Raw genomic sequence first — 12,838 nt, forward strand, 5'->3', positions numbered from 1 at the left:
TTTAAGTTGTGCCGAAAAGCAGTTAGCGCACTCACCGCGCTGAGAGGTCGTCAGCGAATAAATAAAAAAGCCGCCCACGAAAAGAGGGACGGTTGTCCGGATAAAAATAACGCCCGGAGCATAGCGATGATTTCTGTATCCCCCATGGCCGGAGTGCCGTACTCCGTTGCTACACTTTGCCTGCGCCTTTTATTGGCACTGGTATTCCTGTTACCCCTGAGCGCCAGTGCGCAGAACTGGGGCGAGGCCTGGTTCCGCGGTACTCCAAACGATTGGGGTTCTACGGCGATGACCTACGACGCCAGCACCGGCGTCTGGGTCACCGAACAGACCTTTGATAACACCAATCCGCGCTTCAAAATCAGCCACTACCAGAACTGGGATGAAGCCTATCCGGCCAATGATTACCTGCTGGAAAATGGTCACTACCGCATCACCTTTGATGATGCGAGCAAGGCCATCACGGTCACGGAAATTGTCGAGCCACCGCCCGAAGGCACCTCAACCAGTATCTGCTTCGACAACCCCCCAAATTATGCGGCCCCGTATATTTACTTCTGGAACCCAACCCCTGCCGGCAGTGTGAACAACTTTCCCGGCTGGCCGGGTGTGGCGATGACAGAGTCCGCGGGAAACTACTGCTATGACTTCGCCACGCATTTGAATAACGGCGTTATGCCGGATTCGCTCAATGTCATCTTCAATGACAATGGTGGCGCGCAGACGGCGGACCTGCTGTACAGCGGTGATCCCTGCTACATCGATAATCAGTGGCAGCCGGCGGCGGTGTGTGGGTTGGATGAAGAAACGGATGAAGATCTTCCTCCGAGCACACGGCCACTGTTGGCACAGCCGCTGAATTTCCCGATTAGCGGCAATGTATCCGGCGGCAACTACCGTTTCGAGGTGGCCTACCCGAACCTGCAGGGCCAGTTTATGTCCCCGGTCATGGTGATTCCGGATGGCATCAACGACCTGCTGTATGTGGTGGATAAAACCGGCAGCATTTTTGTATTTCCCAATCGCGAGGATGTGGCGCCGGGGGAAATCCGCGAGCTGTTGAATATCAGTGGTGAGGTACGCAATTACCACGAGCAGGGGCTGTTGAGCATGGCCTTTGATCCGGGCTACGCCAGCAACGGCCACATTTACATCTATTACATTCACGGTAGCGACGACAACGAGCGTGCGCCCGATGGCAGTTATGGCGACGGGGTTCTCGAGCGCTGGACCGTGGATAACCCGAACGATCCGGTTCAGGTATTGGTCTCCTCGCGCAGAGAAATCCTGCGGGTACCCCAGCGTGGCCCGGATCACAAGGGTGGCATGATGCAGTTCCACCCGGAAGACAACTACCTGTACCTGGGTATCGGCGACGGCGCCTACGGCCACAGCGCCACCATGAGTTATCCGGAAGACCCGCGCACCAACAATGGCGCTCAGGAAACCGACAACCTGCTGGGCAGCTTTATCCGTATCAAACCGGTGGAGCAGGCGGTCAGCGGTAAGTATTACGAAATCCCGGCAGACAACCCGTTTGTCGGCGTGCCCGGTTTCCGCGAAGAAATCTGGTCCTACGGCCACCGCAATCCCTGGCGCTGGAGCTTCGATACCGAAGCGCCCTATACCCTGTGGGAAACCGAAGTGGGCCAGGCCGGGTTCGAAGAAGTGAACCTGATCGAAAAGGGTAACAACTACGGCTGGCCCGTGTGCGAAGGCACTAACAACCGCGGTGACCTTGGCGGTGACCCCGGTAAAAATTGCAGTACCGATTTCGAACCGCCGCGGGATGGCTACGCGCACCCCACCGGTTTTTCCATCATCGGCGGTGTGGTGTATCGCGGCGATGCGTTGCCGGGACTGAGTGGCCACTTTGTTTTCGGTGATTACGTTACCAAGCGTATCTGGTCGATTGTGGATGGCGAAGCCAAGGAGTTAATCAGTGAAGCCTTCCCGGAAAATATCGCTTCGTTCGGCACCGACCTGAGCGGCGATACTCTGCTCGTCGCTACCTACGGTGTGGAGTACGGCGGTCAGTCGACCATTTACAAAGTGGTGGACGACGATGCGGAAGCGGCGGTGATCCCGGCCAAACTCTCCGAGACCGGATTGTTCGCCGACCTGCAAACCCTTGAGCCAGTTGCAGGTGTGCTGGAGTACAGCCTCAATACTCAGGGCTGGTTCGACGGTGCGGAACTGCGACACTTTATCGCGGTGCCCAACAACGAACAGATCGAATTTGATGAGACCAATAAATGGGATCTGCCGATCGGCACAGTGCTGGTAAAACACCAGAGCATCGCCACCGCAGGCAATCCGCAACAACCGTTTACCACGTCCGTACTGTTCCGCCAGGACACTGGCAAGTGGCAGGCGGCCAACTATTACTGGAACAGCGCCGGTACCGACGCTGACCTGGTGACCGAAACCCTCACCGTGATGGACGGCGGCATTGAAAACCGTCAGCGGGCCGTGCAGTCAGCCGCCGACTGTGGTTCCTGCCATATAGGAAGTGGCAGTCGCGAGCCCCTGGCGGTGCACACCCGGCAACTGAACCGGCAATTCCAGTACGGCGAGAGCGAAACCTCGGTTGCCAATCAGCTGGACGTGTTTAATACCATTGCGCTGCTGTCCGAGGACATCGGCAGTTCCGATAACCACGACAAATTTGTCGATGCGGCGGACACCGGTGCGGATCTCGACGAGCGCGCGCGCACTTACCTCGAAACCAACTGTTCCCACTGTCACGCAAGCGGCTTTATGGATCTGCGCTACGACACCCCACTCGGGGATATGCGTCTTGTCAATGTGGAAACCACCGGTGGCGCCGCCCGTTTGCGTCCCTTCGATCACGCCAGCAGCCTGGTGTATATCTACCAGACCACCGACAACAACCGCATGCCGAAGGGCACCCGTTATACCAACCCAGTGGCAGAAGCGCTGTTCCGTGAATGGATCGACGGCACCGGTTTACAACAGGTAGGTATTCAGCTGGATGCCGGCAGTGACCGTCTGAACGGCGGCGATGCAATGACGGTGGAGGTGTACTCCCTGTACGACAACGGCTTTACCGCGCCGGTACCTAATGCGCCCAGCGTCAGCTCCAGCAACAGCAATGTGCTTGCGGTGGAGTCGGTAGGCAGTGATGACTTTGTGCTGCGCGCCGGCAATACCGGTACCGCTATTGTCACTGTGCAGCAGGGGGGCTTCAGTGCCCAGCTGACCATTGCGGTGACCTCCATCGATACCGCTATTACCGGACTGGAAATCGCTCCCAAAGGACAATCACTGGAAAGCAGTCGCCAGCTGGTTGCGGTGGGGCTTCGCGCCGATGGCACCCGGAAAAATATTTTTGGGCAGGTCAGCTGGTCGGTTGCCAGCGGCCCCGCCAGTGTTGATCAGACTGGCCTGGTTACCCGCACGGGAACAGGTGCCGTTACGGTGGAAGCGAGCCTCGGTGAATTCACCGCGTCGCTCACTCTGGCGGAAGGTTTCGATGGCATCCGCCTGCGTTTCGACAACCCGGATAACTGGGAGCAGGTTTATGTACACCTGTGGGTAACCGTGGACGGCCAGGATCAGCCGTTGACCCAGTGGCCGGGGCTGTTGATGAATGGGCCCGATGCCGACGGCTGGTGGACACACTCGGTGGAACAGGAAGATCTGCACAACGGCCAGATCAACCTGGTGTTCAACAATGGCAATGGTGAGCAGACCGGAGACCAGCGGAATATCGACGAGTCTTCCAGCTTTGTCGGTGGCGCCTGGGAACCCTGGACACCGGACGGCCCAGTTGGCGGCGACACTTCGCGGGTTTCCGTGATCGGCGGTACCACTGCCGACGGCGGGCGCGACTACTCCATCGGCAGTGTGATTACCGTCAACGCCGATGACGCGCCGCTGGGCACTGTGTTTGGTGGCTGGAGCGGCGATGCTTCGCCCTATATCGTCAGCGATCCGTCGCTGCCGCAGGTGCAGCTGCTGATCCCGCAACACGACCTTTCCCTGGTGGCACTCTTCCCCAGTGCAACCAATGAATACGAGACGGGGCAGAACTTTTACGCGGCCCAGTGCGCGAGCTGCCACGGTGACCAGGGTCAGGGCGCGGTTGCCCTGGCACTGGCGGGCAAGGGTGCCAACTGGCAGCTCGGGGACCTTACCCAGTACATCGAAGACTTCATGCCCATGGACGCCGCCGCCAGCTGTACCGGCAATGAGGCGGGTGCCTGTGCCTATGAAGTGGCGAGACTGATCGTGGATGAGGCCTGGAGCAGCGGCAACTGTAGTGGCAGCGACTGCGATGGCAGCAACCTGGATCAGCGCAACCTGCGCCTGCTCACCCGCGAGGAATACCTCAACAGTGTGCGGGATATTTTCGGAATCGATTTCGATAGCTCGTTGATGAACCCGGTTCCTGCCGACGGGCGCTACCGCAACTTCGACACCGCGTCTTACCTTTCCGCGGGTAACGATCGGACCCTGGGTTATGAGATGGTGGCCGAGCAGGTGGCGGAACTCGCCATCGGGCAAACCGGTTTCATGAATCTGGTGAGCGGTTGTGGCGATGTGCAGTGTGTGGTGGATACCCTCGGCTTCCGCCTGTTCCGTCGTCCGCTGCAGAGTGCAGAGATTTCCCGCTACGCCGGACTCTACAGCAGCGACGACGACGGCCGCCTGGCTTTACAGGCAATGCTGATGTCGCCGCACTTTATGTATCGCTCCGAACTGGGTGTGCTGGACAGCGAGAGCGGACTCTACCGGCTCGATAACTACGAAGTAGCGACACTACTGTCGTATACCTTCTGGGCCACTACACCGGACGACACTCTGCTATTGGCCGCGACCGAGCAGAACTTCGATGTGGCTGCGCAGGTGGATCGCCTGTTGGCGGACCCCCGTGCGGAACGCGGTCTGCGTCGGTTTATCAGTGGCTGGCTGATCAACAATCAGTATCCCTTCCCGGCAATCACCGATACCAACCTGGTGGCGGCTTTCAAGGAAGAAACCGTGGGCTTTGTGCTGGAGAACATTCGCACCAATGCCGCCTTTGGTGAACTGCTTTCTGCCAATTACACCTGGGCCAACGGTGATCTCGCAGCACATTACGATCTGGATACCAGCGGCAGTGACTGGGCCATGCGTACTTTCCCGTCCGGCGATCCGCGCAGCGGCAGCGGCCTGCTGGGCCATGGCAGCTTCCTCGCTTCCCGTACCAGTACCGTGAACCCGGCGCCGATCAAACGCGGTGTCTATGTGCGTGAAGTACTCATGTGTCAGGAGTTCCCGCCGCCGGCCGCCGCGGACTTCAACGTGGTGTTTGAGGATACCGACAGCAACCGCGAAGCTACCGCCCGTCATACCTCCGATCCCGCCTGTGCCGCCTGTCACCAGTTTATCGATGGTGTCGGTTTTGGCTTCGAGCGCTTTGGCAGCGATGCCCTGTATCGCACCATCGAGACCATCGGTACCGGTGAACAGCGGGAGATCGATGACAGCGGCAGTATCAAGAGCCTGTATACGCCGGCCACGGTAATGGATCCCACCAGCCCCAGTTACGATTTTTATTCGGTGCCGGAACTGGCCGGCTTGATCGCTGGCAGTGACCAGGGTGAGGCTTGTTTTGCCCGGCAGTTCTACCGCTACGTGGTCGGCCGCGAAGAGGGCGCCAGTGACGATGTGATCATTCACTCCACCAGTGAAGACCTGCGCAATGGCGGCGGTATGCGCGACATGCTGCGGACGCTCGTTTTGTCCGATGCTTTCACCCTGCGCCGTTAGGAGATAACAATAATGAAATTCTTCAATAAATTTGGTTTCACCTCAGTCAATGAATCCACCCGCCAGTCGCGCAGAAAATTTCTGCGCAATCTGGCGCAAGCGGGAATGCTGTTGCCGCTTGCAGGCAGCATGCTCGGCCAGCGCGTATTCGCCCAGAGCGGTGGCGCGCAGCGGGTGCTGTTTCTTTACTATCCAAACGGTGTTGTGCCTTACAACTGGCTGCCTAACCAGGGGCCGGGCAGCATCAGTGGCAGCCAGGAATTGAGCTTTGGTTTAGGGCCGCTGTCGTCCTGGCACAATCGCTTGATTGTGCTGCAGAACCTCACCCTGGATATTGGTGATGGTGCCGGCGCTCACTACAACGATATGCGCGGGATTCTTACCGGTAACAATGGCATCAGTTATGGCAGTGCCAGTATCGACCATTTGATTGCCGAGCAGCTGGGCAATGAAGGTGTATTGAGCCTCGGCGTGCGCACCGGTAACCGCTCCGACATCATGATTTCCAAACCGCGTAACGTGGATTCCGCGGAGCGACCAATTCCAAACAATGATCCGGCAGATGCCGCACAAAAACTGGCGGTAGGCATTTCGGGTGGAGGGACTGGCGGCAGTGCTGACCCGGATAAGCAGGCTTACTACGAGGCCATTCTGAATGATTTCGATAGCCTGGCAGACGTCACTCTGGAAAACGCGCAGCGGGATAAACTCACTCTCCACGAAAATGCGCTGAAACGGCTGCGGGATCTCGCTGGTAATCAGGTGGGTGAGTGCAGTTTCAATACCAACGTAATGACGGATCCTTATTACGCATCCTCCAGTCCGCTATCGCCCACCGAGTGGCAAATGTTCCCGCATCTGGCGAGGGCGCAGGTGGACAATATTGTCGGTGCCTTTTCCTGCGGTTTGCACCGCGTCGCCACCCTGCAGCTTTCCAAGGGCGATGAAAACGGCAATCTGGTGAATTACTCCTACGACGAATGCTGGCAGATGGCGCAGGACGCAATCAACCAGGGTATTCAGCACAACAGTACAAGTGGCACGGTCGGTTCCATTACCCGTTGGTACAACGAATTCGCCAGTCACAGCGCCTCCCACCGCCCCGGCGATGTACCCCATACCGCGCAAGTGCGCTGGTATCACTCACTACTCGCCTACACCCTGCAGCAGTTGGAAAACAAAGGCTTACTGGACGATACCCTGGTGGTGATGTTTTCCGAAGTGGGCGACGGCTCCAAACACGGTGGTGCTGCCGGTGCCGTCACCCTCGCTGGAGGCGCCGGTGGTGCGCTGCAAATGGGCCGCATCATCAATTGCGGGGACGGCATCAACAACAGTCAGCGTATTTATGGCACCCACCAACTGTTCGGGGATGTGGCGCGGTATCTGGGGGTAAACAGTTTGCCGGAAAGTCACTGGTCGGGCGGAGCCGTCTAAGCGGAGTAGGGCAACAATGGTCGTAAAGCAGTATTCGTTAGTGGCACTTGTACCTCTGTTGGCGCTGGCAGTATTCGTTGCAGGCTGTGGCGGCGGTGGTGGCGCTGCTGGTGGAAACACCGGTGCACCACCGTCGTCCCAGCCCGCACCTCAACCCGAATCTCAACCCGAATCCCAGCCCGAGCCGCTACCGGAGATTGCCGTCGATCCATACTGGCGCAATGCGAGTATCTATTTCCTGTTGCCGGATCGTTTCAACAACGGGGACACCGCCAATGATCTGGCTTACACACGGCAGGCGGATGGCGCACCGCTGCGCGGATACCTCGGCGGTGATCTGCGCGGCGTGATCAACAAACTGAACGAGGGCTATTTTTCCGCGCTCGGCATCGACGCTATATGGATGTCACCGGTGGTGGAAAATATCCATGGGTACATGGAGGCTTCCGGTCGCACCTATGCCTACCACGGCTACTGGCCGAAAGACTGGACTGCGCTGGATGCCAATTTCGGCAGCGAGGCGGACCTGAAGGAGTTGATCGACACCGCCCACGGCCAGGGCATTCGCGTGTTGCTGGATGTTATTGCCAATCACACCGGACCTGAGACCGCCCAGGACCCGCTGTGGCCACCGGAGTGGGTGCGCACCGCGCCGGTGTGTGACTGGTCGGGATTTACCGGTAATGTCACCTGTACCCTGACTGACCACCTGCCAGACATTCGCACAGAGAGTGATGATGCCGTCGAGTTACCGCCGTTCCTACAGGAAAAGTGGCGGCAGGAAGGAAGGCTGGACCAGGAAACCGCCGAGCTGGATACCTTTTTTGCTCGCACCGCTCACCCGCGCGCACCGCGCTACTATCTCCTGAAATGGCTTACCGACTGGGTGCGGGAATATGGTGTGGATGGATTTCGTGTGGACACCGCCAAGCATGTAGAGCCGGAGTTCTGGGCAGAGTTGAAACTGGAGGCGGGCGAAGCACTGTCGCAGTGGAAACAACAGAACCCGGACAAGAAAATCGACGATAAGCCATTTTTTATGCTCGGCGAAGTGTACGGGTTCGGAGTGGACAACTTCTGGAACAGCGACGGACGTCAGTTCGACTTCGGTGATCGCAAGGTGGACTTTTATCAGTACGGTTTCGATAGTCTGATCAATATGGGGTTTGTGCACCAGACGGAGCAGCCCCCTGCGGATTTATTTCAGCAGTACGCAGACGATCTCGTTGCGGGAAGTCTCAAGGGCGCAGGGGTACTGAATTACATCAGCTCCCACGATGATCTGGAAAGCTTCGACCGCGACCGCAGTCGTACCTTTGAGTCCGCCACCAAACTGGTTTTGGCCCCCGGTGCTGTGCAGATCTATTACGGGGATGAGATCGGCCGTCTATTGACCGACGCAACGGCGATCTACGACGCGCAATTGCGTTCACCGATGAACTGGCAATATCTGGCCAATCCTGATGTACAGCAGCTGCTGGCGCACTGGCAGAAGCTGTTGCAGTTCCGCCGCGGACATCCATCCGTCGGCGCCGGCGCGCATCGGGTTCACCAATCGACGCCTCTGGTGTTTTCCCGCACTTTGGGAGACGACATGGTGCTGGTCGCACTGGACAATCCCGTTGGCGAGAAATTGATTCCCGTATTCGGCATTTTTGCCGAGGGTAGCGCCGTACGTGACGCCTATTCTGGTAATACCGCTACGGTGGAAAATGGCGCGATCACACTGGATACCGAATACGAACTGGTGCTGCTGGAAGCATCGGAGTAGACGGTGGCTGGTTGAACGGCCCGGTTGACGGTAGATTTCCCTTGTTCTCTATCCCCCTTCCTCTGTCTCTTACCACATGCGCAATAGTATCGGCGCCTTGTTCTATTCTTTCTGCTACGAGCACCTAAAGTGCCCGCCGACCTCTGGCTGTGCTCGCTAACGAACAAGGAATAGTGGAATGAAATTACGAGCGCCGCTATGGATGCTGGCAATGCTGCCGGGTGTTTCCGCGCTGGCGGGTGAAAACCTGGTTGACCGGGTTTTCGATCCCTATGTTGAGTATCAGGAAAAAGAACTCGAATGGCGTGCGGTGCGCACCGGGGATAGTGATGAAGAAGAGCTGGACGGGTTTTGGCAACACCATTTCAGTGCCGGCTACGGTTTTTCCGAGCATTGGTTTGGTGAAATTTATGCCATTGGGGAAAAAGCCCCGGGCGAGAATTTCGAGATAGAGGCGGCGGAACTGGAAGCCAAGTGGCAGCTCACCGAGGAAGGTGAGCACGCCGCTGACTGGGGGATGCTGTTCGAGCTGGAGCGTATTTTTCCGGAAAACCAGTGGGAGGCGGCGGCGACGGTACTTGTCGCCAAAGAGTGGGGCCGCTGGACCGGTACTGCAAATGTCGGGGTTGTTTACGAGTGGGGCGATGAAACAGAAGGCTTTCAGGGCGAGTTCCGCGCACAGGCTCGCTACCGCTACTGCGCGGAGTTTCAACCGGCAATCGAACTCTATGGGGCGGAAGACCTGCTGGGCATAGGCCCTGTTGCCGTAGGTAATTGGCACCTGGGCGAGGAGCGGAAGCTGCACTGGGAACTAGGACTGATCCTGGGTATTACCGATGAGAGCCCGGACCAGTCGCTGCGCTTACGTCTGGAGTACGAATTTTTTTAAACATCCGCTATCCCGGTGGCTGGATGCACCGGGATAGGCGAGATAGTGGGTATAGTCGGTATAGTGGGATTTTCCGGACCAGCGGGGTTATTCGCTGGGCAGTTGTTGCAGGCTGGCTTTCAGCTCACGCAGTTTCTCTTTCACCCGTGCGGCGTTGTCCGGTCCGATGCGAATCATCAGTTTGTGCAGGCCCGGCATTTTCTCCAGCTTCTCATCTTCAAACTTGTAGTACACCGTCGGGCGCACCAGTTTGATCGGGCCCTCGATTTCCGGTGCGGCCAGGGCCTGGTCGATGGCGGCCAATACGGCGGCGTGGAAGTTCTTGTTTTTCAAGCCCAGTTCACCGTAGGCCTGCTTCAGGCGCGGGTACCAGAACTGGTAGAGGTTGACCGCGGTGTTGGTATCCACCATGGCAAACAGGCGAACCGGCTGGTCGTAGCGCTGGTAGTTTTCCTGGGAGAGGACGTAAACTTTCTGGCCGTCGCTGCGGGTTTCCAGGTCTTTGACCGCGATACCGCCTTTCAAATTTTCGAAGGGGCGGTTCTTGTGCATCAGGTCGCCCTTGGTGGCGGTGTTTACCGCGGCGACCCATTTGCGCACCACTTCATCGGGCACAATCCATTGCGCCAGAGCGCCGTCTGCAGATAAAGAGATGATGTCTTTGCGAGCTTCACTGTCGCTGTCGTTGAGGGCCGGCAGTGTGCGTGGGGGTTCTACCGGTGGGGCAGGCTCAGGGGCCGGTGCAATTTCCGGTTCCGATGGTTGCTCCAGGTCGACACCTGCGTCGGTTTCAGGCGCCGGTTCGACCACGGGCGCGGGGAGTTCGGGTTTGGGGGCTTCCCGCACGGCAAACCAGTAGATGCCAAATACCACCGCCGCTGCAATCAGCAGCGCGATCAACCAATCCTTAACTCCGCCCATTTGCCTTCTCCTCCCGTTGATCCCATCGGTCTAAAAATCAGTGTAATCCACTGACTGTGAAGTCTACGACAGTATCAGTTGGCGAAGGTTTCGGATACAGCGCTTTCGCCGCGGGGCGAAAGCGCTGGGTCTGGCAGGATGACTTAATCGGTGAGTTTCAGCACCTGCCCGGAGAGCGCGGCCAGTTCCAGCCGGACGCTGGCATTCAGGTCGTCGCCGACCACCAGCTCGGCGGCGCCCGCCTGCAACTGGTTTGTGAGGACATACTTACCCGGGCTCAGCTGCCACTGTGCAATCAGGTCAGCGGGAAGCTTGAGGGTAACGGGGTTGTCGCTCTCGCCGAAGTTGGCGGTCACCAGCAGACGCTCCTGGTCAGTCCAGCGGGCGAAGCTGAAAAGTTTGTCGCTGTAGTGATCGCCGTGGGTGCGGTTGTAGCTGTGCAGGTCGCGATACTCGCCGGTAAGCGCACTGCTCTGGCGTGAGAAGGTCAGCAGCTTGCCGTAGAAGTCCCGCAGGGATTGCTCTGACTCACTGAGATTTTCGCTATTGAACTGACCGCCATTATTCCAGCGGCGAATGCTGGGCACAGACCAGTAGTCGAAAATGGTGGTGCGGCTGGCTTTGCCGAAGCCGGCATCGCCGGCACCTGGCTCACCCAGTTCCTGGCCGAAGTAGAGCAGGGTGGGTGCGCCACTGATGGTGGTGGAGACCACCATGGCGGGGATACCCGCGCGGGCGTTGCCGGCGAATTCGGGGCTGCTGATACGCTGCTCGTCGTGGTTTTCCATAAAGCGCAGCATATGGTCTTCGATACCGCTGAGGCTTTGCTGTATCTCCACCAGTGGGTCGGTGCCCGCCTTGCCTTCCATTACAGCGCGGATGGCGTCGTAGGTACCTACCTTGTCATACAGGTAGTCCATCTTTCCGAGGTGAATGTAATCCCGGTAGAGATCCGGCTGGTAGATTTCCGCCAGTAGCAGGGCATCCGAGTTTTGCATTTTGATGCTGGAGTTCAGGTAGCTCCAGAATTCCACCGGCACCATGCCGGACATGTCGTAGCGAAAACCATCCACGCCGAAGGCGAGCCAGTAGTCGGTGATTTCGCGGAATTTTTCCCAGCTGCTGGGTACATTTTTGTCCGCCCAGAAAGCCGCGTGTGCGCGGAAATCCTTCTGCGCATAGTCCGCGGGTAACTCGGCGAAGTCATGGCTGCCGTCCGGGCGCACGCCGAAGTTGATCTTGACGGTCTCGTACCAGTCGCCCTGTGCCGGTTGCGGCGCGCGGCTGCCATTGCCGGTCCACTTGGCCGGGACCTCGGAGAATTTGCCGTCGATCAGGTCGTGGGCTTCACCGTTCAGTGGCTGGTAGCCATCGTCTGCTACGGGCACCTGGAAGGGTTCACCGGGTACATAGTAGAAGTTGTTGTCGCGGGCGTAGGCCACGCTGGTGTCATCGTCTGCACCGAAGTCGCGCACGCGTGCGGGCTTGGCCAGAGACTGGTAGTTGCGCGCAACATGGTTCGGCACTATGTCGATAATGACCTTGAGACCCGCCTGGTGAGAGCGCGCAATCAACGCTTTGAATTCTTCCAGGCGCTTGGCGGGATCGTCAGCGAGATCCGGGTTCACGCTGTAATAGTCTTTTACGGCATAGGGTGAGCCCGCACGGCCTTTGATCACATCCGGATCGTCGTTGGCGATGCCGAAGGCGGTGTAATCCCGAACCACCGCGTGGTGCAGTGAGCCGGTGTACCAGATGTAGTTCGCGCCCAGCGCGCGGATTTCTTCCAGCGCTTTTGGGGTAAAGTCGCTGAACTTGCCCACGCCATTTTCTTCGATGGTGCCCCATGGCTTGTTGGTGGCATTGGTGTTGCCGAACAGCCGCGGAAGCACCTGGTAGATGACTGGCTTGCCGTTGCTGGCACTGGCCGTCGCCTGTGGCTCGCTGGTCTCTGCGGTTTCGGTGTTCTGGTCACAAGCGGTCAGTGTGCTTGCCGCAATGGCAGACGCCAGAAGTAGCTGAATAAACTTGTTCATAATCTT

Annotated in this window: 6 protein-coding genes; 4 read left to right on the forward strand and 2 right to left on the reverse strand. The window is 58.2% G+C overall.

Annotated features, from left to right (window positions below):
• The first annotated feature begins 126 nt into the window (after positions 1–126).
• The 4 genes from M0G74_RS15090 to M0G74_RS15105 all read left to right on the forward strand — a co-directional run bounded on the left by M0G74_RS15090 (position 127) and on the right by M0G74_RS15105 (position 9,875).
• The gene (locus tag M0G74_RS15090) at positions 127–5,778 is read left to right on the forward strand and encodes a PQQ-dependent sugar dehydrogenase (RefSeq protein WP_248219216.1); all 5,652 of its coding nucleotides are present in this window, start codon (positions 127–129) and stop codon (positions 5,776–5,778) included.
• A gap of 12 nt (positions 5,779–5,790) precedes the next feature.
• A complete protein-coding gene (locus tag M0G74_RS15095; protein ID WP_248219218.1) occupies positions 5,791–7,215 on the forward strand; it encodes a DUF1552 domain-containing protein in 1,425 nt (474 codons plus the stop codon).
• A 40-nt stretch (positions 7,216–7,255) separates the two neighbouring features.
• Positions 7,256–8,986, forward strand: coding sequence for an alpha-amylase family glycosyl hydrolase (locus M0G74_RS15100; RefSeq protein ID WP_248219220.1), 1,731 nt, complete (start codon positions 7,256–7,258; stop codon positions 8,984–8,986).
• A 178-nt stretch (positions 8,987–9,164) separates the two neighbouring features.
• Positions 9,165–9,875: a hypothetical protein gene (locus tag M0G74_RS15105; RefSeq protein ID WP_248219222.1), complete on the forward strand. Its 711-nt coding sequence runs from the start codon at positions 9,165–9,167 to the stop codon at positions 9,873–9,875.
• An 87-nt stretch (positions 9,876–9,962) separates the two neighbouring features.
• Here the strand turns inward: M0G74_RS15105 and M0G74_RS15110 are convergent, their stop codons facing one another.
• Together M0G74_RS15110 and M0G74_RS15115 are read right to left on the reverse strand one after the other, a co-directional pair.
• The gene (locus M0G74_RS15110; RefSeq protein WP_248219224.1) at positions 9,963–10,796 is read right to left on the reverse strand and encodes a DUF3014 domain-containing protein; all 834 of its coding nucleotides are present in this window, start codon (positions 10,794–10,796) and stop codon (positions 9,963–9,965) included.
• Positions 10,797–10,939: 143 nt separating this feature from the next.
• Positions 10,940–12,832, reverse strand: coding sequence for an alpha-amylase family glycosyl hydrolase (locus M0G74_RS15115; protein ID WP_248219226.1), 1,893 nt, complete (start codon positions 12,830–12,832; stop codon positions 10,940–10,942).
• Between the last annotated feature and the right edge of the window lie 6 nt (positions 12,833–12,838).

It is taken from the genome of Microbulbifer sp. CAU 1566, from assembly GCF_023156515.1.
Lineage (GTDB): Bacteria > Pseudomonadota > Gammaproteobacteria > Pseudomonadales > Cellvibrionaceae > Microbulbifer.